The 25299-nt window shown below is 59.7% G+C and carries 22 protein-coding genes; 12 read left to right on the plus strand and 10 right to left on the minus strand.

Annotation, left to right across the window (positions count from 1 at the left end):
• The first annotated feature begins 8 nt into the window (after nucleotides 1-8).
• Nucleotides 9-449 carry a group I truncated hemoglobin gene (locus C7S18_RS16745; RefSeq protein ID WP_170113318.1) on the plus strand — a complete coding sequence of 147 codons (441 nt, stop codon included), beginning with the start codon at nucleotides 9-11 and terminating at the stop codon, nucleotides 447-449.
• Nucleotides 450-965: 516 nt separating this feature from the next.
• Here the strand turns inward: C7S18_RS16745 and C7S18_RS16750 are convergent.
• Both C7S18_RS16750 and C7S18_RS16755 read right to left on the minus strand, forming a co-directional pair.
• Nucleotides 966-1427: a tetratricopeptide repeat protein gene (locus tag C7S18_RS16750; protein WP_106892653.1), complete on the minus strand. Its 462-nt coding sequence runs from the start codon at nucleotides 1425-1427 to the stop codon at nucleotides 966-968.
• 307 nt (nucleotides 1428-1734) lie between these two features.
• On the minus strand, nucleotides 1735-2181 hold the full coding sequence (locus C7S18_RS16755) for a hypothetical protein (protein WP_146151966.1): 447 nt from the start codon (nucleotides 2179-2181) through the stop codon (nucleotides 1735-1737).
• Nucleotides 2182-2363: 182 nt separating this feature from the next.
• Between C7S18_RS16755 and C7S18_RS16760 the strand changes: the two genes are divergently transcribed.
• From C7S18_RS16760 to C7S18_RS16785, 6 genes are all read left to right on the plus strand, one after another.
• The gene (locus tag C7S18_RS16760; protein WP_106892655.1) at nucleotides 2364-3284 is read left to right on the plus strand and encodes a DMT family transporter; all 921 of its coding nucleotides are present in this window, start codon (nucleotides 2364-2366) and stop codon (nucleotides 3282-3284) included.
• Nucleotides 3285-3480: 196 nt separating this feature from the next.
• On the plus strand, nucleotides 3481-3963 hold the full coding sequence (locus C7S18_RS16765; protein WP_106892656.1) for a hypothetical protein: 483 nt from the start codon (nucleotides 3481-3483) through the stop codon (nucleotides 3961-3963).
• A 200-nt stretch (nucleotides 3964-4163) separates the two neighbouring features.
• Nucleotides 4164-4652 (plus strand): hypothetical protein, encoded by a 489-nt coding sequence (locus tag C7S18_RS16770; RefSeq protein WP_106892657.1) that lies wholly within the window; start codon nucleotides 4164-4166, stop codon nucleotides 4650-4652.
• 581 nt (nucleotides 4653-5233) lie between these two features.
• Nucleotides 5234-5722: a hypothetical protein gene (locus C7S18_RS16775; protein ID WP_106892658.1), complete on the plus strand. Its 489-nt coding sequence runs from the start codon at nucleotides 5234-5236 to the stop codon at nucleotides 5720-5722.
• 164 nt (nucleotides 5723-5886) lie between these two features.
• On the plus strand, nucleotides 5887-6378 hold the full coding sequence (locus tag C7S18_RS16780; RefSeq protein WP_106892659.1) for a hypothetical protein: 492 nt from the start codon (nucleotides 5887-5889) through the stop codon (nucleotides 6376-6378).
• A 176-nt stretch (nucleotides 6379-6554) separates the two neighbouring features.
• On the plus strand, nucleotides 6555-7607 hold the full coding sequence (locus C7S18_RS16785) for a DUF2333 family protein (protein ID WP_240623918.1): 1053 nt from the start codon (nucleotides 6555-6557) through the stop codon (nucleotides 7605-7607).
• Nucleotides 7608-7640: 33 nt separating this feature from the next.
• Here the strand turns inward: C7S18_RS16785 and C7S18_RS16790 are convergent, their stop codons facing one another.
• The gene (locus tag C7S18_RS16790; protein ID WP_106892660.1) at nucleotides 7641-8867 is read right to left on the minus strand and encodes a DUF1501 domain-containing protein; all 1227 of its coding nucleotides are present in this window, start codon (nucleotides 8865-8867) and stop codon (nucleotides 7641-7643) included.
• Between the two features lie 13 nt (nucleotides 8868-8880).
• Nucleotides 8881-10350: a DUF1800 domain-containing protein gene (locus tag C7S18_RS16795; RefSeq protein WP_106892661.1), complete on the minus strand. Its 1470-nt coding sequence runs from the start codon at nucleotides 10348-10350 to the stop codon at nucleotides 8881-8883.
• Between the two features lie 218 nt (nucleotides 10351-10568).
• On the opposite strand from C7S18_RS16795, the gene C7S18_RS16800 reads away from it, so the two are divergent.
• The 4 genes from C7S18_RS16800 to C7S18_RS16815 all read left to right on the plus strand — a co-directional run bounded on the left by C7S18_RS16800 (nucleotide 10569) and on the right by C7S18_RS16815 (nucleotide 14157).
• The gene (locus tag C7S18_RS16800) at nucleotides 10569-10880 is read left to right on the plus strand and encodes a hypothetical protein (RefSeq protein WP_106892662.1); all 312 of its coding nucleotides are present in this window, start codon (nucleotides 10569-10571) and stop codon (nucleotides 10878-10880) included.
• Nucleotides 10877-11923, plus strand: a complete 1047-nt coding sequence (locus tag C7S18_RS16805) for an agmatine deiminase family protein (protein ID WP_106892663.1) — start codon at nucleotides 10877-10879, stop codon at nucleotides 11921-11923. Before C7S18_RS16800 ends, C7S18_RS16805 begins: the two co-directional genes overlap by 4 nt.
• A complete protein-coding gene (locus C7S18_RS16810) occupies nucleotides 11913-12797 on the plus strand; it encodes a carbon-nitrogen hydrolase (protein ID WP_106892664.1) in 885 nt (294 codons plus the stop codon). The genes C7S18_RS16805 and C7S18_RS16810 overlap by 11 nt, the downstream gene beginning before the upstream one ends.
• Nucleotides 12798-12909: 112 nt before the next feature.
• Nucleotides 12910-14157 (plus strand): TraB/GumN family protein, encoded by a 1248-nt coding sequence (locus C7S18_RS16815; RefSeq protein WP_240623919.1) that lies wholly within the window; start codon nucleotides 12910-12912, stop codon nucleotides 14155-14157.
• Nucleotides 14158-15080: 923 nt separating this feature from the next.
• Here the strand turns inward: C7S18_RS16815 and C7S18_RS16820 are convergent.
• From C7S18_RS16820 to C7S18_RS16845, 6 genes are all read right to left on the minus strand, one after another.
• The gene (locus C7S18_RS16820; RefSeq protein WP_106892665.1) at nucleotides 15081-15920 is read right to left on the minus strand and encodes a tetratricopeptide repeat protein; all 840 of its coding nucleotides are present in this window, start codon (nucleotides 15918-15920) and stop codon (nucleotides 15081-15083) included.
• A gap of 196 nt (nucleotides 15921-16116) precedes the next feature.
• Nucleotides 16117-18345, minus strand: coding sequence for a hypothetical protein (locus C7S18_RS16825; RefSeq protein WP_106892666.1), 2229 nt, complete (start codon nucleotides 18343-18345; stop codon nucleotides 16117-16119).
• Between the two features lie 383 nt (nucleotides 18346-18728).
• The gene (locus C7S18_RS16830) at nucleotides 18729-19160 is read right to left on the minus strand and encodes a hypothetical protein (protein ID WP_106892667.1); all 432 of its coding nucleotides are present in this window, start codon (nucleotides 19158-19160) and stop codon (nucleotides 18729-18731) included.
• Between the two features lie 986 nt (nucleotides 19161-20146).
• The gene (locus C7S18_RS16840; RefSeq protein ID WP_106892669.1) at nucleotides 20147-21118 is read right to left on the minus strand and encodes a transposase; all 972 of its coding nucleotides are present in this window, start codon (nucleotides 21116-21118) and stop codon (nucleotides 20147-20149) included.
• A gap of 494 nt (nucleotides 21119-21612) precedes the next feature.
• Entirely contained in the window at nucleotides 21613-22047 is a 435-nt protein-coding gene (locus C7S18_RS24240; RefSeq protein ID WP_146151967.1) for a hypothetical protein, read from the minus strand.
• On the minus strand, nucleotides 22047-24545 hold the full coding sequence (locus C7S18_RS16845) for an RHS repeat domain-containing protein (RefSeq protein ID WP_106892670.1): 2499 nt from the start codon (nucleotides 24543-24545) through the stop codon (nucleotides 22047-22049). Before C7S18_RS16845 ends, C7S18_RS24240 begins: the two co-directional genes overlap by 1 nt.
• Before the next feature lie 95 nt (nucleotides 24546-24640).
• Here C7S18_RS16845 and C7S18_RS16850 point away from each other — a divergent pair, with 95 nt between their 5' ends.
• Complete coding sequence (locus C7S18_RS16850; RefSeq protein ID WP_106892671.1) at nucleotides 24641-25264, plus strand: AAA family ATPase; 624 nt, start codon at nucleotides 24641-24643, stop codon at nucleotides 25262-25264.
• Nucleotides 25265-25299 lie beyond the last annotated feature (35 nt).

Genomic DNA, 25299 nt, shown 5'->3' on the forward strand with positions numbered 1-25299 from the left:
GTGCCCGTATGTTGCCAAGACTCATCGCCTCCCTGATGCTGGCCTGCACCGTACTGCTGTTCGGTGCGTGCGCGACGCAACGCGTCGGCACGCACACCAGCCTCTATGATGATCTGGGCGGCGCTGCCGGGGTCGCGCATATGGTTGATGAGATCGTTACCGAATTGCACACCGACCCGAAGCTTGCTGACTTGTTTACGGAAACGGACGATGCGTATTTCAAGGAACGTTTGAACGAGCAGATCTGCAACTTGACCGACGGCGGTTGCGAGTACACAGGGCTCAGCATGGAAGAGGCGCATAGCGGAATGGATCTGTCCCATGCGCAATTCAACGACTTTGTCGAAGCCTGCAGACGCGCGATGACCCGCGCCGGCGTGACCGTCGGCAACCAGAACCGCCTGCTTGCGCTACTGGCGCCGATGCACGGGCAAGTGATTCATCAGTAGATCGCGTCACCAGCGCAAGACGTGCACGCAAGGCAGCACTGATGCGGATCGAGATGACTTGCGCGACGTCCGGCATCAGCCCGGAATCAGCGTGTACCCCCCGACTCTGCTCGAACACGCAATAACCAACCCCCTCTCCCACGCGAGTGGGAGAGGGCTGGGGAGAGGGCTACTTGCCACAGTGCATCGTGGTGAAAATCGCGCATCGTCGCTGGCAGTTTGATGCGCGAATAAGCGCACCTTTCGGGGCGACTCCCTCTCCCACGCGAGTGGGAGAGGGATGGGGAGAGGGCTACTTGCGACAGTGCACCGTGGTGAAAATCGCGCATCGTCGCTGGCAGTTTGATGCGCGAATAAGCGCACCTTTCGGGGCGACTCCCTCTCCCACGCGAGTGGGAGAGGGCTGGGGAGAGGGCTACTTGCGACAACTGCGCCGTTTAAGAATCGCGCGTCATCGCTGACAAGTTTGTGCGCGAAAGGCCACACATTTGCTCCGACCGATCATGTAACGCTTCGTCAACGCTCCAACGACGCATCCAGATTCGCGCGCAGGTGCGCCTCGGCTTGCTCTGGTTGATCGTGCTTGATCGCCCAGAGTGCCAGCCGCCGATGGGCCAGACGCATCAGTTCTGGATGTTGCCCCTGGCGCACAATGTCCTCGTACATCTGCACTGCTGATTCCGGTTTGCCTTGACGCCGATACAGGCGCTCCAGCGCCAGAGCATCAAGCTCTGCCGTGGTGCGAGATGCCTGGGCGATCGCACGCCTGTCCGCGCGTCGCTCGATCCGCGCCAGGTGCCGCCAAGCTGCCCGCACGCGCCAACCGTGGCAGGCGCGAATACGCCAACAGTGCCGCGGGCTAACTTGCAGATGCACACCCATCCCAATGCCATGCCGATGCGCCGACGCAACCGGACTTGCCATGCCAAGCATGAGCGCCACGAGCACGCCTCCGACCATCACCACGATGCGATTCATTGTGCCTCCAATCTGTTGGTTGCCGGCACGGATTGTGCGGCTCACCCAACAGAACGCGATGCGAACGCAATGGTTGACGCTGCCGCAAGCCCAAGATGAGTGGCGCCTTAAAGTCGGCAGCCGCTCGCATGTCAACCAAGTCAGATGCACTGGTTCGAACGCCGCCGAGACAACGCAGTCGGAACCGGTTCTGCGTCCCAAATCTCGCCCGACTTGCGTGCGACGGAACGGAAGCAGGCTGTTGCAAACCGCGCGCACTCGCAGGCTTGCGATATGCCGCCTTGAACAACCGCACTGAGCCTACTGACTACTGACCACTGCCCTCGCGATCATCCCATTCCGCCCCAAAGCATTGCCACTCGCCGTCGATTTTCTGCCAGTGACTGACGACATGAATCTGATCCAAATGATCCGGCATGACGCCTCGGCCGCCGCTGACTACAGCGGAAACGCGCACGGTGGCGCGATCGCCGAACAGCTCAATCTCGGCTGGTCCGCGCGTGATCGACAGCTTCGGATTGCGAAACCGCAGGCCCACCATGTAGGCGTGCAATTGTTCTTTGTTGAAGCCATTGCTACCAGACTGGAAGTCATCTGAGACGTAGTCCATGAATTCACCGGGGCGCTGCGACTCGATCGCCAATTCCATTGCGTCCATATTGGCGCGCAGGCGACTGGCGTCGTCGTCGCCGCTGCACGCAGTGAGCGTCATCATCAGCGTCAGCACGATCACCATGACTCGGTTTGCGCGCATCGCCAAGCTCCTGTTCATCGGTTGCACCGCGCAACTGTATCCGGTCGCCATCGACCGCGCGACTTCAGTCCGGGCAACATGCCATACGCCAGACGTGCCCGGGAATTGACCCGAATCCGCGTCGCGACATGACTTCCGGTGCGGGAGCTGAACGCCTTGCGACTGATAGACTTTTCGACCTCATGAACTCTCCCTTTTCTGCGTCATCGCCCTGGCGCGCTGCGCTGCTGATGGCGGTCAGCGCCGTGTTTTTTGCCCTGATGGCGGTGATGATTCGACTGTCATCGACCGATTTGCATCCGTTTCAGATTGCCTTCTTTCGATGTTTCTTCGGCTTTCTGTTCACGATTCCGCTCGTGTGGCACCACGGGCGCGGCCTCCTGAAGACCGACAAGCTCTGGCTCTATTTTCTGCGGTGCGGCATCGGCATTTTTTCGATGCTCTCCGGCTTTTGGGCCGTGGTCCATTTGCCCTTGGCGCAGGCGGTGGCGTTGACGTACTCGACGCCATTGTTTGTCACCATTGGTGCCGCGGTGGTGTTGCATGAAATCGTCCGCGCGCGCCGCTGGACTGCGGTGCTGATTGGTTTTGTCGGTGTGTTGGTGATCGTGCGGCCATTTGACCAGCACTTGAGCTATGCCACCTGGATTGCGCTGATGTCGGCCGCGCTGAGCGCCGCCGTGTCGATCAGCATCAAGTTTCTGTCGCGTACGGAAAAGCCCGACACCATTGTGTTCTACAGTTCTGCCATCTGGGTGCCACTTTCATTGTTACCCGCCCTGATGTTCTGGACCACACCGCATGGCTGGACCTGGGTCTTCGTCGTGCTGGCCGGACTATTCGGCACGCTCGGCCATATGTTTTGGACGCGTGCCTACAAGCTCGGCGATGCCTCCGCGCTGACGCCCATCACCTACTTGCAGCTACCAGTCGTCAGCCTGTTTGCATTTTGGTTGTTCGATGAAGTCATGGACCGTTACACCCTGATCGGCGCCCTGATCGTCTTTGGCAGCAATCTCTACATCGCCCATCGCGAAGTGCAAATCGCCCGGCGGGCCATTACGGACACCCAAATCGGCGGCGACAGCAGCAATTTGCGCTGAGGCAACGCATTCGCCAGACACGGCATACATACCTGGCAGCGATATCTATGACCTATGGCACATTCCCAAAATGCCGGATCGTTTGACGCTCGGGGGACCCGGGGGGATTCGGTCCAGCCAGTGCTGATGCTGCACGGCGGTGCCGCTTGCCATGACCGGGCAGCCAGTTCCCAGGAATCACAATGAGGTCACGCCCATGAAGCGGAAACTTTTGGCAGTGTTGTGCCTTTACCTGTGCGCTCAAGCCAGCGCGCTCGCGTGGATGCAAACGAGCGACGATGCCGGCGCCAAGGCAAATCCCGTGCGCCATTACGAAGCAGTCATTGCCGACATCCGGGTCAATCTTGAACCTGGCGGCAAGTACGCCTATGTGCCGCAAAACGATCGCCCGGCGGTGGAGGAACAACTGGGCATCATCTCCAGCATCCTGGCCAAGGTCGATTCGATCGATGAACTGAATCAGCGCCGCAAGATTCGCCTCTTCAACGCCCAAGAGAAGCTCAATGGCCTGCTCCTCCAATCCGAAGACAATCGCGAGCATTGCCAGGCGACCAAGCTGACCGGCACACACATGACCAAAACCGTGTGCCTGACCAACAAGCAACGCGAAGAAGCGGAAGAAACACGCCGCCGGTTCACCAACAGCTACGTGCACGGCTTTGGCTCACCAAACGGCTGATCGGCACTGTATCGGGCAGCGGCGGCCTAACCGGTGCCCGGCAGCGCTTAGCGGCGCTCTGAACGCGTTCAGAGTCGTTGCGGGTCGTGGATGGCCCATCCAAACACAACTATCGTCGAACAAACATCAAACACTGGCTGCCAGGACGGTGGTCAGCAAGCGGCGCCATCCAAGTGATGGCTGACAATCGGAGGACTAGAGTGAACAAGACCCAAGCAATAATCCTGGCAATCGGAATCAGCCTCGCTGGCAGCGCCGGCGCCTTCATGGCCAAACAGCCCAGCAGCGCGATTCCAAAAGAATATGCGGCAACCGAATTTAGCGTGATTGCCAATGAAATTCGGATCCAGATGGAACCAGGTGGCCGATATGGCTACGTCCCGAAGATCGACCGCCCGAAGATCGAAGAGCAGCTCAACATGATGGCCAGCCTATTGAAGGGTGTGAGTGTCATTGAAGAGCTCAGCGCCGACGACCGCGTCCGCCTGTTCAATGCTCAAGAACAGGTCAATGGCCTGCTGCTGCAGCATGATGCCAACCGTCTGGTCTGCGAAAAGACCCGAGTCACCGGCAGCCACCGTCCGCGCACGGTTTGCATGACATATGCCGAACGCGAAGCCGCACGCGAAGACGCAGCCCGTACGTTCCGGGTGTACAACCGCGGCATCAACCCCGAACCGAACGGCTGAGCCACAACCCTCCAACAGGTTGTCACACTGACCTGCAGGAACCACCAAAACGTCCGGCCTTGAGCCGGACGTTTTGTTTTTGGACGTCGCAACAGTCCGCGATCGGCCGCCCCCTGGACTTACCGCGACGGAACCTCTGAGGGGCCATGCGGGCATGAACGCCCAGGAGGGACGTATTCAGACCCGCCCCGAAACCTGATCGACTTGTCTGCCCAAATACGCGTGTCTCTATGGAGGGTCTGAATAAGTCCATCCTGGACTTTCAGACCCACAATGAGTCCGGCACATGTCCGGACTCATTGGTCCAGAATCAAGCACTTGCGTGCTCGATTCTGGGCGGGCCATCCATGGCCCGCATCGCCTCTGATCGGGTTCAGAGGCTCCCTATGCGTGTTTGATATCGAGCGTGGCGAATCGGCCTGGGACGCCCTGCCCAAACCGGCCAACAACAGCTCGCCGGTATCAGCGCGCGGTTAGGGCGCCTCTGAACCCGTTCAGCGGCGACGCGGGTCTGAAAGCCCAGGATTCACGCAATCAGACCCTCCTTGGCACCGTGCAGCACCCACCAATCGGAGACGAGTATGAAACCAGTCAAGACCATGTTGTTCGCGATCTGCGTGACCCTGGCGGGCACGTCAGCGGCTTTCACCGCAAAACAACCCGACACAGCGATCCCCAACCAATACGCCGTCAACGAGTTCAGCACCATTGCTGATGGCATCCGAATCCAGATGGAGCCCGGCGGTCGCTACGCCAACGTTCCCAATATCGATCGCCCACAGATCGAAGACCAACTGAGTGTGATGGCAAGTCTGCTCAACGGTGTCGCCAGCGTTGAGGACCTGAATCCAACCGACAAGGTACGCCTGTTCAATGCCCAGGAACGCGTCAATAGCCTGCTGCTTCAGCACGACAACGAGCGCTTGTTCTGCGAGAAAACGCGAGTCACGGGCAGCCACCGCCCGCGCACTGTTTGCATGACCTACGCCGAGCGCGAGGCCGCCCGCGAATCGGCAGCACGGCTGTTCCGCACTTACGATCGCGGCATCAGCCCGGAGCCGAACGGTTGATCCTGGACGCGGTGCCAAGGACGGCACCGAACGGTTGAATCCGGGGCCTGGCCCCAAGCGCCCCTTCCGCATTGGCGATCCGTGCGCATGCATGACTGCAGTAGGATGCGCGGCTCTGGGTTCCGCCTTTATGATCGGGGTTCACTTCCCGATCTGGCAGACTGATGAACGCTTACCGCACCGCCTTGACGCTGTTTGTACTGACGACCGGCCTTCTGATGACCGACGCGCACGCCGGCAAGAAGAGCAAGAATGCACCCGTCATTCCACCGGCCACCAATGCAGCCGAATTCGAGAAGCTTGCCGCCGACATCCGCGGCGGCCTGACTGGTGGCGGCCGCTTCGAATATGTTCCGGCTAGCCAGGAACGCACGTTGCGTGATCAGTTGGATGTCATCGCCAGCCTGCTCGCCAAGGGCGACCCGAAAGCGCTTGATGATGCCGATAAGGTCGCACTCTTCAACGCGCAGGAGCAGGTCAACGGCATCCTGACCGAATACGACGGCAATCGTCTGATCTGCCAAAGCCGATCGCGCACCGGCAGCAATCGTCGAGAAACGGTCTGCCAAACCTATGCGGAACTGCGCGCGGCCAGGGATGCCGCCGAACGCATGATTCGCGATGCCAACAATCAACAGTTGCCAAAGGGCGGCTGACACCGTTTGGTTGTCCAGAGTCAAGCCGATGATTCCTGAAAAACGCGCCCAATGTGGCGCGTTTTTTATGCGCTCCCGCTGCGCCGCTCTCGGTAACGTGCAATAGCGGCCGTGGCTGCGGCATGACCACGCAATGGCTATGATGAGAACGACCACCGCTAGTCGAGAGCCGCTACGTGACCGCCCCTGAGTCGCCCGTTCCACTTGCCGCGCTGCCGGCGCCCCCGAGCAGCACCGGCGCGATGCGTCGATATGCACGCTACGGTGGCATTGCCGTGATCGCACTGCTGTTACTGAACCTTGGGCTGATGTGGTATGCCGATCACCCAGCCGAGCCATTTGATCCGGTCGCAGTGGCGGCGGCACGTGCGAAATCGAAGGGGGTCCCGCTCGTCCTGGGGCAGACACTGACCCTGACCGAAATCGAACTCGTCCAACGCACGCTGGACAAACCCGGTGGCTACCTGTCGAACGACATTCTGCCGCCCGGGGTGCTGCTCGACAATGTTCCGAATTGGGAGTTCGGTGTATTGGTGCAGGTACGCGACCTGTCGCGATTTCTGCGTGGCGAATTCAGCAAGTCACAAGCGCAGTCGACTGAGGATACAGACCTCGCCGAGGCGGAGCCGCATTTTGCCTTCAGCAACAACCGCTGGTTGCTGCCGTCGAGCGAGAGTGAGTACCGTGCCGGCATCAGCCGCACGGAGTCGTATCTCGATCGCCTGGCCGACCAGGATCAGCTCGATGCCCAGTTCTATGCCCGTGCCGACAATCTGAATTTGTACCTCGGCGAAGTCGAACGGCGACTCGGCAACCTGTCGAAGCGACTCTCGGAGGGTGTGGCGCGTACCGAAGTCGCCGCCAGCATGGGCACTGACCCAAACGCGCCGCCAAACGCGTCGACGCCGGCCGAGACCGTTCGGCAGACCCCTTGGTCCCAGATCGACGACGTATTCTATGAAGCGCGCGGTGCCTGCTTTGCGCAGGTCCATATTCTGAAAGCAATCGATCACGACTTTGCGCGCGTGCTCGACGACAAGAACGCGCGGGTGGCACTTCGCCAGATCATTCAGGAACTCGAAGCCACTCAGGCGCCGCTGAACAGTCCGGTGATCTTGAACGGCTCGCCCTACGGGTTCTTTGCGAACCACTCGCTGGTGATCGCCAACTACATTTCGCGTGCCAACGCAGCGATTGGCGATCTACGTTTGCAACTGGAGCGCGGCTGACCCGGTGGGCCACCCGCGCACAATTGCGGTCGATCATCCGCCGCGCGGCCGGAATATCCCAACCGGGCTGCCAATCGTGTAGTCCGGAAACACCGAACTCAGATTGCTGTTGCCATGCCGTTTGCTGAGCGCTTCGGCCAGCACATCGCGGTAGTCGATCGTGATATCCAGATCGCCGTTGTAAAGCCGCGCATCGCTGAGTCCCGGCCACGCCCGATAGACCTGTCCGCCCAGCACGCCCCCGCCCATCGCAATCGTGCAGAACGCACTTCCATGGTCGGTGCCAGACGATGCGTTCTGGTACGCGCGACGACCGAACTCTGTCATGGTCAACACCGTCACGTTCGCCATGTTCACTGCGCCAAGATCGGTGTGGAATGCGGCCAGGGTGTTGGCCAACTCACCGAGCAGCGTGTTCATTTGCGGGGCTTCGTTGTTGTGATGGTCCCAGCCACCGATATCCGCGCTTGCGACTTCGAGACCAACACCCGCTTTGATCAATTGCGCAATCTGCTGCATCTGACTTCCGAACGTCGTGTTCGGATAGGTGGCGCCATGTTCGACCGGGTACTGCAGCGGATTCGCTTGACTCAACTCGTCGATCGAACCAAGTGCCTGGGTACCCGTGGCGGCGAGCAAATCGTTGGTGTCGTAGAGACGCTGGAGCTGCGCTTCCAGCAGTGCCTTCCGCTTGGATTGCGTTTGGAGCGTGAAATCCCCGATGCTGCGAAGCCCAATGACCGGCGCCGGCCCCCGCAACGAGCCGGGCAAGGCGTTGCCAACCGCAACGGACTGGAAACTGGCGTCGCCACCGATCACGCTCAAATGTCGATTCAGCCAACCAGTCGTCACGCTGCGAGTTGCCATGGTGGCGCGTTCGATCCGGTCCTGACACTCAAAGTGGCTGCGACTCTCGTGTTTGAAGCCGGTCGCCTGCACGACCGCCAATTGACCTGCCTGGTAGATCGGCAGTAGCGGCGCCAGGCTCGGGTGAAATCCAAAGAATCCGTCGAGATCGAGCACTGCACCCGTGCCCTGCCCCGGTCTCGGCAGCCCGATTGTCGGTCGCAACCGATAGTAGTCGGCATCGCCATACGGAACGACGGCATTCAAGCCATCCATGCCGCCGCGCTGAAACACCACCACGAGCACGTCGCGATTGCTGTTGTTTGGGTTAGCGCCGAAGACGAGCTTCGGCATCGACAAGGCGGCCAGACTCAAGCTGCTGGACTTCAGAAAATCGCGTCGATTGAGTGACATGAGGATCTCCCGCTCAGCGATACTGGAAATAAGGCGACGCCAGCAACAACGCGCTGACTTCGATGATGGCAGCCATTCGCACACTGCTCTTGACGGGCCGATCCACGGGCGCACTGCCGGCAACCAGGTTGATCAGTTGCTCCCGATCGGCCGGCGCCAAGCTACGTCGTAGCAGGCGCGTCGTCAGCGCATCGACAATCTGCGCTGGGGTTTGGACTGACACCGGAAGCAGACGCGACATCGATACCTCAATTGCCGCGCCGAACTGCCCTTCGACGGTTGCAATCGCAAAGTTCCAGCGCGTCAGCACGGAGCTCGTGTTGGTCCAATAGCCCTGAACATCGGGGTATCCATTCGGAGCCGGCCAGTTGAACGGGATCTGATTCAGCTCCGAAAGCACTTCGGTAACCACGCGATAAAACTGATTGCCGAGGCGCGCGCCCAACACGCGGATCACCGCGTTGACATACTCCGCCGGTCTTTTCATTTTGTTGTCCGCCGATGCGCGGAACTCGGCAGACCGGAACATCACCGACAGCACGGTCGGGATGTGGCCCTGACTGGACAAGAACGACGCCGCCATGGCATCGACCAGCGTCTGTGGGGGATTGTCGGAGACGAATCGGCGGGCGAGCTTGCGGCTGATGAACTGCGCCGTACTCGGATGTGCGGCCAGGCGCTCCAGCAGCAGATCGCCTTCGGACTCGCCAACGCCAGCCGGGTAGTCCTGGCCCAGCGCTACCTTTGCAGTGAAGTCATGCGCGAGTGAGCGGAACAGGAAGCGGATGTCCGCGCCGCCCGTGGTCGACGTGTTGAAACTCCAGCCGGTCAGAATGCGTGCGACCGCTTTGACATCGTCCTCGGTGTAACCCCCATCGACCCCGAGCGTATGCAACTCCATCAGCTCGCGCGCGTAGTTTTCGTTCGGGCCGGTGGCAACATTCGCGTAGTTGTCCAGGTAGTACAACATTGCCGGGCTGCGCGCGCTGGACTTCAACAGATCGACAAAGCGGCCCATCGCATGCTTGCGGACGACTTCGCGGTCATCTACGGTCTTGAACTGGCGCAGCGGCCCGTCAACCTGCTCGATGTTGAAATGATTGGTCCAGAACTCGACCATGATTTCGTAGAGCTGGCGGGGGCTGAAAATCTGCCGGATGTAGGCAGCGGCCCGAAGCTCGGCTACCGCGACGGCTCCGCGGCCGTCGAGGCGAGCATCCTCGATCAACTGCAGGTTGGTCCAGGTCGTGGTGGGCAACGCGGTGCGGATCACGTTCTCGACCGCCGAATCGTCCAGCTCGGCGAAATTGAGCTGCTGGTTCAGCCAGCCGTCAAATCCGAGCTGGCTCGCAATAACCACATCGGCCTCGGTGGGACCAAAGGTCGTTCGATTCAGCAGATGCAATAGGTCGCCCGGCAACGGCAGACTGGCGTCCAGCTGCTTGGCCTCGGAAAACTGAAGCGTCCCAATATTGATGTCCATGCCTGCCTCCAACCGCACTACTGAATGAGAATTGCGCGATTATTGTGTTGCCGTGCCGTCCTGCCAGGCAACCACCCCGGTCGGGCCGAAACGCGGCAGACTGTAAAGGTTCCGAACGCTCGTCGCGGGAAATGGTTGACATGTCATGGCAGACTTCAGCCAGTTTTGCTACAAAGCGGCGCCTGAATCGACAGGCAGCCTGCTCATGGAGGTCCAAAATGCCACGTTTTTCGTCTTTTGTCCTAGGATTGACGCTCATTTCGGCACTGTCGCCGACCTACGCCGACACCCTGCTGATTGAGCGCCAGGAACGCGCCCAGGGCGTCATGCATCCGGCCAAGGGCATGCTGAAAAGCCAGGTCGAACAACAATACGGCGCGCCGGTCAGCAAGAGTGACCCGGTGGGCCAGCCGCCCATCAGCAAATGGGACTACGGCAGTTTCACGGTCTATTTCGAGAACGACCACGTGATCACCTCGGTCCTGAACAAGTCCTCTGCCCGCGAGCAGGGCCCGAAGCCGGCGCAATGACGTCAGCTTCGACTGCGCGGTTCCCTGCGGAGTGGGAAGCTCAGGACGCCGTGCTGATTGCCTGGCCGCATGCCGATACGGACTGGCGTGACAACCTGGCCGATGTCGAGTCGACTTATGTCGCACTCGTGCTGGCCATCACGCGGTTTCAGCGCTGCGTGATCGTGGTCGCCGACGCGCCATTGCGACAGCAGGTGGAGACACGCTTGGCGGGAGCCGGCGTCGATGCCAGCCGCATCAAGCTGGTCGAAGCCGAGTACGACGACACCTGGCTCCGCGATTCCGGCCCAATCACGTTGGTCACGGGCAGCGGCTTTGTCCTCAACGATTTCCGCTTCACGGGCTGGGGTGGCAAGTTTGGCGCGAGCCGCGATGACTTGCTGATTACCCGCCTGATTGAGCAAGGCGTGTTCCGGCAGGCGCACCACCGTCGCATCGACTTTGCGCTGGAAGGCGGCGCCATCGAGACGGATGGCCACGGCAGTTTGCTGACCACGTTCATCTGCCTGCACCAACGCCACCCGCACCTGAGTCGCGAGCAATTGGTAGCGACGCTGTCGGAGGCGCTGGCAGTTGACCGCGTCATGATGCTCGAACACGGCGAATTGCAGGGCGACGACACCGATGCGCACATCGACACGCTCGCCCGCCTGACCGATGCGGAGACGATTGTCTATCAAGGCTGCGCCGACGCGACCGACCCGCACTATGCATCGCTCGCCGATATGGCCAGCGAGATTGCTGCGCTGAAAATGCGCGACGGCAAGCCGTATCGGACATTCGCGCTGCCTTGGGCGCACGCCATCCACGATGCCGGCGGACGGCGGCTCGCGGCGTCTTATGCCAATTTTCTGATGATCAACGGGGCCGTACTGTTGCCGGTGTATGGCGATCCTGCGGACGCCGAAGCCGTGCGCGTGCTGCAACAGGCTTGCCCGGACCGCGAGATCGTGCCGGTGCCGGCGCGCCCTCTGATCGAACAAAATGGCAGCTTGCATTGCATCACCATGCAGCTGCCGCGAGGAGTGTTGAATGAGTCGTAAGTTGACGGTCGGCCTGGTTCAGGAGCGTGATCAAGGGAGCGTGGAGGCCAATCTCCAGCGCATTGAGTCGCACGTTCGCGAAGCCAAGCAATCAGGCGTCGATCTGGTGCTGCTGCAGGAACTGCACAACGGTGCTTACTTCTGCCAGCACGAAGCGGTGCACGAGTTTGACCGCGCCGAGCCGATCCCAGGCCCGAGTACCGAGCGCTTGTCGGCACTGGCCAAGGCGCAGGGCGTGGTGTTGGTGTCGTCACTGTTTGAGCGGCGCGCGGCTGGGCTCTATCACAATACGGCCGTGGTCTTCGATCGCGACGGCACGATGGCGGGCAAGTATCGCAAGATGCATATCCCGGACGACCCGGGCTTTCTGGAGAAGTTCTATTTCACCCCGGGCGATCTTGGCTTTCAGCCGATCGAGACCTCCGTAGGTCGGCTTGGCGTTCTGGTGTGCTGGGATCAGTGGTATCCGGAAGCGGCGCGTCTGATGGCGCTCGCCGGCGCCGACCTCTTGTTGTACCCGACCGCGATTGGCTGGGATCCAACCGACGAGCAGGCCGAAAAAGACCGTCAGCGTCAAGCCTGGGTGCTGTCGCAGCGCGGGCACGCCGTCGCGAACGGGTTGCCGGTGTTGTCCTGTAACCGTGTCGGCTTTGAGCCGAGCCCGACTGGCAGCAGTGGCATTCAGTTCTGGGGCACCAGCTTTGTGGCGGGTCCACAGGGCGAGTTCCTGGCCGAGGCCGGTACCGACGAGCCAACGCTCTTGATCACCGAGGTGGATTTGGGCCGTTCCGAAGCCGTACGCCGGATTTGGCCGTTCCTCCGCGATCGCCGGATCGATGCGTATCAGGATTTGCTGAAACGCTATCGCGACTGAAGCCGAGTCGCTTCAGCGGTCGGCCGGGGCAGCACGTATTTCACCCTGCTACCATGGCGGATTCACCCTGCCCGCCGCAGTTTGCGGCGGGTGTCTTCTTGTTGAGGTTCGCTTGACCACTGAAAGCTCTGCTCCCGACGCAATCGTGCCCGAAACCGATCCACTGCAGGGTCAGCCCATTCGGCGCGTCCAGCGCGACGGCACCGAGTTCGTGCTGCTCGGCACGGCCCACGTGTCGAAACGAAGCGCCGAAGCCGTCAGCGCACTCCTCGCACAGGAATCGTTTGACGCCGTGGCGGTCGAGCTCTGTCCGCATCGGGCCGATGCGCTCAAAAATCCAGATGCAATCGCGAGCATGGACTTGCTGCGGGTGCTGCGCGAAGGCAAAGCGGGCGTGATCGCTGCGGGTCTGGCGCTCGGCGCGTTCCAACGTCGCCTGGCCGATCAGTACGGCATCGAGCCCGGTGCCGAGATGCGGCGTGCGCTCGATGAAGCCAAACACCGCAATTTGCCGGTCTGGCTGATTGACCGCGATGTTGGGTTGACGCTCCGCCGGGCACGGGCCGCGCTCGGCTTCTGGGCGCGCGCCGAAATGGCCTCCGGCTTGGTCGCGAGCCTGATCTCGACCGACGAAATCAGCGAGGAAGACGTCGAAAAGCTCAAAGAAGGCGACATGCTGCAGTCCACGTTCGCCGAGTTCGCGAAACAATCGGCGCCGCTTTATCGCGCAATGATCGAAGAGCGCGATCACTACATGGCAGCGCGTTTGCGAGAGGAAGCGGCCAAGTCGAGCGCGGCGCCAGCCAAAGTGCTGGTGGTCATTGGCGCCGGCCATCTGGCAGGCACCGAGACCGAATTGCAGGAGGCGAAGGCCGCGCCTGCCGAGATCATTGCGCCCGTCACGGCCGAACCCAAGCCCGGCTGGATCGCCAAGTGGATCGGCATCGCCTTGACCGTGCTCGTCGTCGTGGGCTTCGGTTTTGCATTCATGCGTAGCGCGGATTTGGGTTGGGACTTGTTGCTGCAATGGGTACTGATTCTCGGCACGGGCGGTGCGATCGGCGCCGCGCTGGCCCTCGCGCATCCGCTCAGCATTGTGATTGCGTTCCTTGTATCGCCGCTGACACCGTTTCATCCGGCACTCAGCTCCGGCATGTTTTCCGGCGCATTCGAACTCTGGCTGCACAAGCCGACTGTCGCCGATTTCCAGCGCCTGCGCGATGATGTGCGCGAGCTCAAGGGCTGGTGGCGCAATCGCGTCTCACGCGTGTTCGTCGCATTCTTTCTCACCAACCTCGGCACCGCGATTGCGTTCTACGTTGCGACGGCGCGATTGGGCACCGCGTTTCTGCCGGACTGATCAGCGCAATACGACTACGTGTTGCAGGCGGGCCTTCAGGCCCGAACCTATCTTGCTGCAAGATCCATTCGCGGCTGAAGCCGCTCCCACAAAAACCATCGTTCCAAACCACACTTGCGGCAAGGTCGGTTGCCTTTTTGTAGGAGGGCCTTCAGGCCCGAACCAGTCTCGCCGCAAGATCCATTCGCGGCTGAAGCCGCTCCCACAAAAACCACCGCCTTGAACCATTCTTGCCGCAAGATCACCTACTGCTTGTAGGAGGGCCATAAGGCCCGAACCAATCTTGCCGCAAGACCCATTCGCGGCTGAAGCCGCTCCCACAAAACCCTTGTTCCAAACCACACTTGCGGCAAGGTCGGTTGCCTTTTTGTAGGAGGGCCTTCAGGCCCGAACCAGTCTTGCCGCAAGATCCATTCGCGGCTGAAGCCGCTCCCACAAAAACCATCGTTCCAAACCACACTTGCGGCAAGGTCGGTTGCCTTTTTGTAGGAGGGCCTTCAGGCCCGAACCAGTCTCGCCGCAAGATCCATTCGCGGCTGAAGCCGCTCCCACAAAACCATTGTTCCAAACCACACTTGCGGCAAGGTCGGTTGCCTTTTTGTAGGAGGGCCTTCAGGCCCGAACCAGTCTTGCCGCAAGACCCATTCGCGGCTGAAGCCGCTCCCACAAAAACCAGTGTTCCAAACCACACTTGCGGCAAGGTCGGTTGCCTTTTTGTAGGAGGGCCATAAGGCCCGAACCAGTCTTGCCGCAAGATCCATTCGCGGCTGAAGCCGCTCCCACAAAAACCCTTGTTCCAAACCACACTTGCGGCAAGGTCGGTTGCCATTTTGTAGGAGGGCCTTCAGGCCCGAACCAAGCTCGCCGCAAACCCAAATTCGCAGCCAAAAGCCAATCCCGGAAGCGCTCGGCGCAAACCTCAATTATGGTGACCCAATGGCCACATCCCGGACTTTCAAGCCCGAGGTGTGCCGTGTCACGACGAGCGACACCGCCTCGGCTTGACGACTCGGAATCGCAACGTGCACCCAGCCCAGATCCGCGTCGCTCAATTGCTCCATATCCGTTTGGACCTCAAATACGTCGGCCGAGACCGGAAAGACCTCAGCACCAAACAACCTTTCAAACGCTTCACGCAAATGCTCCGGACCCGGCGCGCAATGCCCGGGTGCGAGCATCGCATGGGCGGCCGACCACTGCCGGTCGAGCAGCAAATGGACAAATGAACTCGCCACCGCCGCCGCCTGCTCGGCATCGGTCTCAGCGCGCATGGGCATCGCCGCGCGCGCATGCTGACGGCGTGCGCGGGCACGCGCCAACGACGAAATCACGCTGCCCGTTTCCGATGTTGCATCGTGATCTTCCCATTCGACCACCCGAACAAGCGATGCTCGCGACAATTGGCTCGGAACCCGACCGTCAGCCTTGACGCCGCAGCGCTCGATCGCTGCCCTCGCCGCATCGTCGTAAACAGACCCGAACAGCCCCTGAAATGCCGCGATTGCACGATGCCAATCGCCCAGACTTTCGAGCACCAATGCCTTGGAGAAGCGATGCCCAAGATCGTCGGGGTCGATCATCGCCGCAAAATCGTAGTAGTCGAGGGCAGCGGACAAATGCCCCCGATGCATCATCATTCCGGGACAGCCAGGCATGGCCACCCAGTCGGGTCCGCCGACGAGCTCTACCGGCTTTTTGCCAGCTGTTTCGTATCGATTTGCCAGAGCGGTCATCGCCGCCGCCGCGCGCGTTCGCGTGTTCATGATCGGTTCTCCCGTTGCCCTGCGCCGAGATTCTACGAACCTCGATCAAACCTAACGTCGAGAAATCTTGCAGGCGCCCGAGAATCCGGTCATCCGCGCGTAACGCGTGTAAATTGGATTGGGGGAACGCTCACGCTTGCCCCCTCAGAACACCCTGCACACCTGCCGCTGACCCGGCGTGTTTTGACCGATGCCCCTAGTCGCATCCGTTGCCTTCGAAACCGTCAGCGTAAAGCCGCGTGTGCATCAGGGGATAGGCGAACAGGCCGACCTGGGTGGTAGTAAGCGGGGCCAACGTATTCATGGAGCCGCCGACGAGCACGCGCTCGCCCTGTTCCAGGACTGCGTTTGCCGCATCCGGCACCAACGGCGCAAATTCCGGATCGATCGCGTTGATGCCCCCATCGAGCATGAGACGAAACAGGTTCTGTCGCGGCAAACCGGCCACAGAATCGAACGCGCCCGCAATCATCAGCCCGTCGCGACTCCACGCCATCGACCGAACCGGGCCATTCAGCGCCGGATCGAATGAACCCTGGAATTGACCGGTCACGGCATTCACACGCGCAAAATACGGCGCTGGCGCGCCATTCACGCTCTGGAATTGCCCTCCGAGATAGAGCCGATCCAGCGGTCCTCGTTGAATCGTATGCACACCGCTGTCGGTGTTGGCGGTAAACGCGGCCTGCAGATGCATCGAGGCACCTGGTTGCAGCTTGGCGATGAATGCGCGCTCGGCACCCGCGATCACCGAAAACTCGCCCCCCACGTACAGACCGTCGCACGTTTTCAGCAGCGTACGCACCTCGCCATCTGCCGAGACAATCCAAGGCGTCACGGTTCCCGAGAAATCAAACTCGGCAAGATTGAGCCGTGTCGTACCCGATGGTCCGACCGAATTGAAACTACCGCCAACCCGTATCGTTTGATTTGCTTCGTCCAGCACAATCGCATTGACGTTTGGCGTCGCAGAACCTCGGGGATGTGCGGCAAACGTCGAATCTACGACGCCGTCGACAGAAAGACGTGCGAGACTGAGCATCTGAATGTCGGAGACCCGACGAAACGTGCCGCCGATGAATAGATCGGTCGCGGTTGCCGCAAGTGCATGCACGACGCCGTCTGCGTTCGGCGCGAACGAAGGTACCAGCGCACCGGTTGAATCGAGGCGGAGAACGCCCTGTCGACGCACCGGCGGCACTTCGCCGCGGACGCGCGTGAAGCGTCCGCCAACAAAAGTGCCGCCTTCTGGTGCCGGCGCCAGGGCATGCACTTCGCCGCGATGTTCGGCGTAGATTGGCCATTGTGTGGCCAAAGCGCCCGTTGTGCGATCGAGCAAGGTCGCGCCTGGCGAATAGCCACCGCCAGCCCCGACGAAGTCACCCACCGCCAGAACACGATCAGGCGCTAATTCCATTCCCGCCATTGCGAAATTGCCGCCGAGCAAGTTCGGATCGAATCCCGTGTCGATATCGGCTGTTGCCTTGTCGATACGAGCGAGACGCTCGATTGGATGGCCGTCGATCTGCGTGAACGGTCCGCTAAAGTACACGTGGGTCGCCGTCACATCGAGGCTGGTGACGCAGCCATGCGTGAGGTTGACTGACCAGTCATCGCGCGCCCCCGTGTCAGGATCGACGCGGGCCAGAAAATCAAGAAAGCAGCCGGCAGCGTAAATCTTGCCTCCGTCTGCAACCAACTCTATGACGGTCGACGAAAAATCTGGCGCCCAAGCGTGCAGCGCTCCGGTGTTGGCATCAATTCGGGCCGCTCGCTGCCGTGCCGCTCCTGCAAACTGGGTGAAATATCCGCCGATGTAGAGCCGGTCGCCGGAGACCAGCAGTTCGGTGATGCTGCTGTTCATCTGCGGTGCAAACCCGGGTAGCAGTGCGTTAGTACCAAGGTCGATCTTGGCAAAGTTGACTTGCGCGGTCGCGCCAACTTGGATGAACTGCCCGCCTATGAACAGGCCGCTTGGATGTACCGCAAGCGCCGAAAAGCTATAGCTCGTCGATGAGCCGAAATTCGGATCGAAGGATGCCAGCGCGCCGCTGGCGAGCGAGACTTCGGCGAGGCCTTGACGCGCCACACCATTGACAGCCGTGAACCGGCCCGCCAAGAACAGCCGATCCCCCGACAATGCCATGTCGTCAACGATGCCCGTCACCGATACCTGCCACCCGGCATCAATGCTGCCGCTCGGCAACAGCTTGCCCATACTCGCGTGTTCCTGGTCCCCCAGGAAGCGGAACCCTCCGGCGATGATCGCCCCGCCATCGCCGGTTCGAAGCGCCGCCGTACCGGTCCCGAAATCGCGCAAGTCCAGTTGGGGCACTGGCAGTGGCGTCGGCGACTGCGCAAGCGCAGCGGTGCAACAGAACGAGACCAGCATCCAGCAAGCGGATCGAAAGAATCGCTGCAACATGATTTGTGCTCCTGGCTGTGCGAACTCAACGTGCTACACGATCTCGGCAATGATTCGTTCGGCGATTTACAACCGCTACGCGGATTTTGCCGAGCGAATCGATCATTCGTTCGGCGCGATTCGGTGACCGCAGACCACATACTCGTTCATGGATAGATGCGTAAGAGAATGCAGGACGCAATAAGCGCAGCGCATTGCGCCGCAAAACCCCCCTAAGTCTTGACGACGCGGAGCCGCAGTCGCGTCAGACTTGCTCCTGTCGAGAGCGGATCGCCAATCCATTCGAAACCCACAATCGGCGCAACACGCTGCGCCTATTGCCCCCTGCAAACTTGTAGGTGCGGGCTAGGCATGCTCGGCACCAAGCCCGCACATCAGCGGACTTACAGCGGAAAACCGACTGTTCCAAGACCGCATTGGCTTACGGCATAACTTCGTTCCGTCGGCCACCACAGATGGCGCTCACCCGTCTCCGTGTTGACGTAGTAAAAGCCGGCCTTGACGTAATAAGCGCGGGCGAACAGACCGCCGTAGCCATAGGAATCGTAGTAAGCCGTGTCACCTGTTTGCGAGTACGGCATCCACGCGTTGCCGTAGGGTTCCCACGACCAGCTCAGCACGTTCGAATCATAGGGCAACACGTAGGCGGCGCAGATGCCGTCATACTGCGAACCCAAGTGCTCACACCCGCAGATCACCGTTGCATCCGGGTTGGTGATGTGACGATACTCGAACACTGGCGCCGATTGCGCCGACGCGGCGAGTCCAACCAAAGCCAATATTGGTCCTGCAACAAAGCGTGCGATTGTTTTCATCGGGCTACTCCAAAGTGGATCGTCAAAGTAATGCCGGGGCTGCGATCGACTGCGAACGAGTTAACCGGCAACAGATTCACGCGAAATCGCACGAGCCAAATGATCACGCCTTGCGATGCGCTTCGATTGGCATCCACGACAAGTTGGCGACAAGGTTACGCTGATCATGGCCGTCAGTTCTTCAACGATGCGAATGGCGCTGACGTTCCTGGAAGAATGACCATTCTGGACATAATGACCATTCTGACAGACCATTCTGGACAGGCACCAACCCGAGTGGGCGAGCCTGAGCTACTTGACGAAAGGAGTACCTCTCGAAACGTTCAAAACTCCAGAGTGCAAGCCAGGACCACGAGCTAGCCATCTCCAAGTAATGGCTAGCCCCAAACAGACCATTCTGGACAGGCACCCGGACCATTCTGGACAGGCACCAACCCGAGTGGGCGAGCCTGAGCAGAGGCAAGCCCGGACAGAGGGCAAGTCCGGAGAGGGCAAGTCCAGACACGCACTAATTCATGGCACCGAACGAGAGGCAAGTCCGGACACGCACCAATTCATGGCACCGAAGAATAAGCGCGACCAAACGTTGCGGTTAGCCGCCGGCTTTCAGGTATCAAACCTAGCTCGTCTTTGGGCAAGTCCGGACACGCACCAATTCGTGGCGCCGCAGAAGAAGCGCAAGCAATCGTTTCGGCTTGCCGCCGGCTTTCAGGTATCAAACCTAGCTCGTCTTTGAGAGCAGGCTAAGCCCAACACCGCTCGACCGCGTTTCCTCGCCAAAGCAGTTCGGTGCGCAAGTGAGCGCGTCAGATTGCTGTGAGTCTAGGAGTTGCTCTCTAGGTCGCCGGCACGAACTGGCTCGCATTTGGCAATGCCGCAAAGCGTGGCGTCTGCGGCTTGATCAACTGGGGACCGGAAATTTGGTGTGACTGAATGGCGAACATGACCAGTAGTCTTTGAACCGATCTCGCCGCTCGCGGACCAATTCAGAATGCCAACGCCTGTCGATACACCTTCCGGGCCAACTGATAGCCAACCAGCCAACGTCGCCCGGTGTCCGCTGCGAATTGAATCAGGCGATCGAGTGCGCCCAGTGCCGACACTCTGGCTTCGCCAAAGCCTCGCACTTGCTGATCCCATTGATCCGGATCGATTTTGAGCGCCATCATGATTGGCCGCACTTCGTCTGAGATTCGTCCGGGCTTTCCTTGGTGCCAGTGGCGGCCAGTAAAGTCCGCCAGCAGAAGGTAACTTTGGCTGGACAAGCTTAGCCCTCCCTGCTTAATTCCCGCGATCGATTCAAGTGGGTGCTCGGCCAAAGGCGCTTCTGCTCCAATCTGAGCGATTCGGCGCTGCGCACTCGTGTGCTTCGAGCTCGGGAGGTCGGTCGCCATCTTGGCCCGAATCGGATTAAGGTCCGCATACACCATGGCCGCCAACAGCGCCCGCTCGTCGACCAATGCTTGCGCCTTGAATCGACCCTCCCAGAACCGACCGGTGCAGCCGTCTTCCCTATTCGCCTGCCGAGCAATCGGTTCAACCAGACTCTTCATGAACCAACTCAAGTTCCGAAGTCGATCGCGATATTCAGCAACTAGTTCCGGCGCCGCGGCGATATTCACGATTCGAGTCTTCTGCGAACCCGGATCACCAGAACCAGGAAACGCCTGACACCATCGGACCGCGACTTCTTCATCAGACCAACCCGCAGCGGCACTCGCATCAATCTTAAGGACCACGTGCAGATGATTGCTCATCACCGCATAGGCATAGATCGAGACCGAGTAGACCTCGGCTAACATCAACAATCGCTCTTCGATCAATTCTCGACGATGTTCGTAGTCGATGCCGGTCAAGGGATCAACGCCGCACAGCCAAGCACGCCGAACACAGCGACTGACGCAGTGATAGTAACCAGTGCAATTCGGTGGAACCGTTCGTTCGCGGGCTTGGGGCATGTTGAGCGCCTTCCGTGGCGGGGTTTTCGACTAATTCTTGCTCCACCACTGGCCGAGCGCATTGGCGGATTTCTGAGATTTGCCTCAGAAATTTCTGAATTGGTGCGTGTCCGCTATTGCCGCAAGCGGAGCTGACCGGGCGCGTCATAGATCGACAAGCTACCTAACGACAGCGCGCATCTGCGGAACCAGTAGCCGATCACTGGCGCGCCAAGACCATCGCATCCATCGGGGGACGTTGTCCCCCTTCTTATGGGCACCACGCTATGACGCCAGTGCCGACGAGGCTACGATGCAAACTTGGTCGGGGCACGAAAATCGTGCGACGCAAGAGTGGGAAAACAGGCCAAATCCTCACAAAATCGTACGCTGCCAATTTGGCACGAAATGCGATGGGAGTGAGGTGCGCTACATCGTGTCCGCTATTATTCGCTCATAGGGTCTACTGACCTAAGCTGATGCGTGTCCCTTCTCACCGAAGGAATTTCTTGGTGTCATGGTTTCCCACAATCGCTCGAATGTCGAGCCTGTGGCTGCAAACTGAGCAGTGCATCCAAGAGTTTAGATAAGTCAGTGTTTGCGGCCACACAGAATTCTGGATCGTTTACGCGAAACCATTCCCGCCCGGCTGCACTCGAACGTTCAGGACGCTGATCAAGCTTAGAGGGATAGATGGCATACTGTCTGGAAATCCCCGAGCGCATGAGTGTCCATTCGGTACGCCCGGAGTAGACCTGAAGCGCTCGCTCGAAGAGATCTTGAAATTCCGCTTCCTTTTCAACGCAAACACGGACAACTATCAGGGGCGGATATCGAAGTCCGCTGAGAGACATTGGCGAAACACGGAACCACGTGATCATGCGACGAGCACTGAGTTCTTTGGTCAGGAGCCACGCTGCAGAAGGTCGAAGTTCACTGGCATCAATCATCACATTGGTCCTTTACGGAGTCTCTTGGTCTTGTCGCTTGGATCGAGGAGCCGGTGCGATATCCCACTTGGATTAGCCGACCTCATAGATCTAACATAGTCCTTCTTTGAAAAAGGCGCCTTCGAAACGAAGGGATCGTAAATGTATACCCCGTCCGAGTAGACGCTATGGTAGGCGAATCCCGAGTCATCAATTGAATTCGGAAGCATGAGAGCCTCCCTATTTCCTTGTCCCATCACGCTATCATAGTTGCTCGGCCAGTCCATGTTCCGCGGCCCCATCACTACGATTTCTCCACTTCCGCCGTTCGCTTGCATTAATTGCTCCGCGTAGTCGGTGCAATAGACATCACAAGGATCCGAACTTAGGTAATGAGTTCTCAATTCCGCAAGCCTCGTTGATGCTGCCTCGCTTGGCCCTTGACTGCCTGGCAGTGCCTCACGCTTCGTCGATGCGGCTGGCTGCGCTTCGCCCTCGACACTGACTCTTATCTTGAATGCACGGGGAGAGCTTTGCGAAGTCAAAGGCGCAATTGACGAACCTTCAATCTCGGGAAAGTCTCCTCTCCTAGCCATAAGCGGAGGCATCATCTCATTGTCGACTGCGCCAACGCGACGGATACTCCCTGCCATCGAACTTACTTCGCGCCCAGCCGATCCGGTCAACCGCGCGATACCGACGCCGCCGCTTCGTATTAGTGACGCAGCCCCCGTCGCACCTGACGCAACATCAAGCCCAACGCCCATGCTGATTCTTGCAGCCGCTCGATAGTCGCCGGCCGCTAGTGCGGCATCTGCCGCAGCCATGCGACGCCCGAGATTGTCGCCAATCGCATCGATCGGATTGTTCGCTAGAAAGCGGTATACCGCGTAGGAACGATCCTCAAGCTTGGCGTCACCGCCCGTGTCCACCAAACCGAAGGTCTGATACTTGATCTGTGCACTATGCACTTCTGATCCTAGTTCCAACAAAGAAGCCGCTGTTTCGACAGCGAATTCTTGAATCGCGTCGGCTCTGCCAGCCTTTTCTTGAATGTTCCGTTGAATCATGGCGTCGGCTCGGGCAATGTCTTCCGACCGATTCATTTGACCCCGAATCAATGCGAGGTCAGCTCCGAACGAATCTCGCCCGCGGCGCCCATCCGGATCCACAAACACCACCGGACTCCCATTCCCATACAAGTACTTGTTGAACGTAATCGGTCGATTCACATCGCCGTTGGCGGGATCGCTGCTGTTGAACTGGCCGAGGATCGGGTCATACCAACGGGCATTGGCGTAGTAGAGGCCCAGGTCTTGGTCTTTCTGGTAGCCGGTATAACCGATGCTTTGCTGGTCGTTGCTGACCAGGTTGGCTTGGCCGGATAGGCGCGGGTTGCTGTTGGCGTCAGCACTGCTGCCGGGCGCGCTGCTCTGGCCGTTGGCGGTTTGCTTTTCGGTATTGCCCCAGGCGTCGAGCGTGTTCGACACGACCGGATCACCCTGGCTGTCGCTGATCACGACCGGGGTGTTCAGGGCGTCGAGTTGATAAAAGTGGATGTTGGCCTGGGGATTGTTGCTGCCGCCGCCATTGCCGCTTGGGGCAAAGCGGATATGGCGATCGAGCTTGGCACCGTAGCGATAGCTGTCGGTGATCTTCAGGCCGTCGGCGTTCGGGGTTTGCGTGGCCGCGCTGCCGGGAATCGCCTCATGCAATAGGTTCAGGCCTTCGCGAAGCTCATAGGTCACACTCGCCGAAGCCGGCTGCGGTTGGCCATTCAGCCAAGGCGTTTCAATCCGGGCAACTTTCTGGTCTTCAGCGTCGTAGACAAACTGCAGCGTCGGGGCGTTCTGGCTGTTCGGTACGTCGGGCTCGGCCTTGATCAGCCGATCCCTGGCATCGAAGGTGTAGGTGGTCGCATTGACCAGTACCAAGGGCAGACCGCGCCAGAGCTCGCGTCGTGTGCGATTGCCATAGCCGTCATATTGATACCGAACCTCCAGCTGGTTGACCGGATCCACCACCCGTGTCAACTGATCGCGCTCGTTGTAGGTAAATGTCTTCTGACTCAGCACCACGTTGTCAGACCAACGTGTGACGGTTTCTGAAAGGCGATTGCCGACGCCATCCAAGGCCCAAGTGGTGTAGGTATCTGGATTGGCGGCGTCTGGTGGCGACTGCGATTCTAAGGCTTGAACCAGACGATCATCGTGGTCGTAGTTATAGATCGTTTGACGGCTTCGGGCCGACTGGCCCGGCAGCGCCGCTTCGGTTCGCGTTTCGCCAATGCGATTTCCATTGCTGTCGTAGTTGTACTGGAGCGTGAGCGTGGCAACACTGTTCTTGCTGTAAGCAATCTGCGTGAGCCGCTTGGCCGAGTCGTACTGCCAGAAGCTCTCCACGCCGTTGCTGTGATTGATCGACTCCAATCGGCCATCCGTCCGCCAGCTCATGCTGCTCAAGCCATCATTGCTCGACGCCGCCAACACGCGGTTAGCTTCGTCAAACGTCTGCGTCATGGCGACGGCGGTCGCATCCTGAGCCTGTAGACGATTGCCATTGGCATCCAGGCCAAACTTGAACCGCGCTTCAAAGTTGCTCAGCGCCGCATTGAGTGATCGTCTCGTTCACGCAAACCCTGCACACTTATCAGCCGATCCTCAGGCTGCTGGCTGAATCCATGCAAGTCACCGCGCCGATGAAAGACATCGAAAAAGAGCTGGTGCAAGCGGCCTATCGGCACGTACAATCGCAGAAGACGCTGACCATCGTCATTGATGATGCGCACTTGCTCGATGTTGGCATCCTGCGGCGCTTGCGGCTTCTGTTTGAACGCTTCCCGAAGAAGCACAGCTTGGTCCTGCTGGGTCATCCGGAACTGCTGCATCGTCTGTCGATGATGTGCAATGAGGACATCAAGAGCCGGATCAGTTACTCCAAACAGATCCTGCCACTGCATGATGCCGACCTCATCGCCTTCATCATCGCCGAACTCGCTGCGGTTGGCTTAGGCGCCAACACCTTCGACGAGGCCGCCTTGCAGGTCATCGCCCGCGCCGTTCAAGGCAACCTACGACTCTGCCGCAACCTCGCCCAAGCCAGCCTCATCGCCGCCTGCCTCGATCACCAACGCATCGTCACCGTCAACCACGTCAACACCGCCTTGCTTCAACCACACTGGCGATCGCACGAGGCGTTGATCAAGCAACAGGTCAAACCTGAACCCAAGCGGCGCTGACCGGGCGCGTCATCAATCAACGAGCAACCTAACGC

This window comes from Ahniella affigens (assembly GCF_003015185.1).
GTDB classification, from domain to species: domain Bacteria; phylum Pseudomonadota; class Gammaproteobacteria; order Xanthomonadales; family Ahniellaceae; genus Ahniella; species Ahniella affigens.

Excerpts from the sequence above, each read along its gene's own strand:
- C7S18_RS16775 (WP_106892658.1), top strand. The coding sequence starts at position 5,234 with ATGAAACCAGTCAAGACCATGTTGTTCGCGATCTGCGTGACCCTGGCG.
- C7S18_RS24240 (WP_146151967.1), bottom strand. The coding sequence starts at position 22,047 with ATGATTGATGCCAGTGAACTTCGACCTTCTGCAGCGTGGCTCCTGACC.
- C7S18_RS16795 (WP_106892661.1), bottom strand. The coding sequence starts at position 10,350 with ATGGACATCAATATTGGGACGCTTCAGTTTTCCGAGGCCAAGCAGCTG.
- C7S18_RS16820 (WP_106892665.1), bottom strand. The coding sequence starts at position 15,920 with ATGAACACGCGAACGCGCGCGGCGGCGGCGATGACCGCTCTGGCAAAT.
- C7S18_RS16805 (WP_106892663.1), top strand. The coding sequence starts at position 10,877 with ATGACGTCAGCTTCGACTGCGCGGTTCCCTGCGGAGTGGGAAGCTCAG.
- C7S18_RS16840 (WP_106892669.1), bottom strand. The coding sequence starts at position 21,118 with ATGCCCCAAGCCCGCGAACGAACGGTTCCACCGAATTGCACTGGTTAC.
- C7S18_RS16810 (WP_106892664.1), top strand. The coding sequence starts at position 11,913 with ATGAGTCGTAAGTTGACGGTCGGCCTGGTTCAGGAGCGTGATCAAGGG.
- C7S18_RS16780 (WP_106892659.1), top strand. The coding sequence starts at position 5,887 with ATGAACGCTTACCGCACCGCCTTGACGCTGTTTGTACTGACGACCGGC.
- C7S18_RS16790 (WP_106892660.1), bottom strand. The coding sequence starts at position 8,867 with ATGTCACTCAATCGACGCGATTTTCTGAAGTCCAGCAGCTTGAGTCTG.
- C7S18_RS16845 (WP_106892670.1), bottom strand. The coding sequence starts at position 24,545 with ATGACGCAGACGTTTGACGAAGCTAACCGCGTGTTGGCGGCGTCGAGC.
- C7S18_RS16765 (WP_106892656.1), top strand. The coding sequence starts at position 3,481 with ATGAAGCGGAAACTTTTGGCAGTGTTGTGCCTTTACCTGTGCGCTCAA.
- C7S18_RS16750 (WP_106892653.1), bottom strand. The coding sequence starts at position 1,427 with ATGAATCGCATCGTGGTGATGGTCGGAGGCGTGCTCGTGGCGCTCATG.
- C7S18_RS16800 (WP_106892662.1), top strand. The coding sequence starts at position 10,569 with ATGCCACGTTTTTCGTCTTTTGTCCTAGGATTGACGCTCATTTCGGCA.
- C7S18_RS16830 (WP_106892667.1), bottom strand. The coding sequence starts at position 19,160 with ATGAAAACAATCGCACGCTTTGTTGCAGGACCAATATTGGCTTTGGTT.
- C7S18_RS16745 (WP_170113318.1), top strand. The coding sequence starts at position 9 with ATGTTGCCAAGACTCATCGCCTCCCTGATGCTGGCCTGCACCGTACTG.
- C7S18_RS16755 (WP_146151966.1), bottom strand. The coding sequence starts at position 2,181 with ATGCGCGCAAACCGAGTCATGGTGATCGTGCTGACGCTGATGATGACG.
- C7S18_RS16825 (WP_106892666.1), bottom strand. The coding sequence starts at position 18,345 with ATGTTGCAGCGATTCTTTCGATCCGCTTGCTGGATGCTGGTCTCGTTC.
- C7S18_RS16760 (WP_106892655.1), top strand. The coding sequence starts at position 2,364 with ATGAACTCTCCCTTTTCTGCGTCATCGCCCTGGCGCGCTGCGCTGCTG.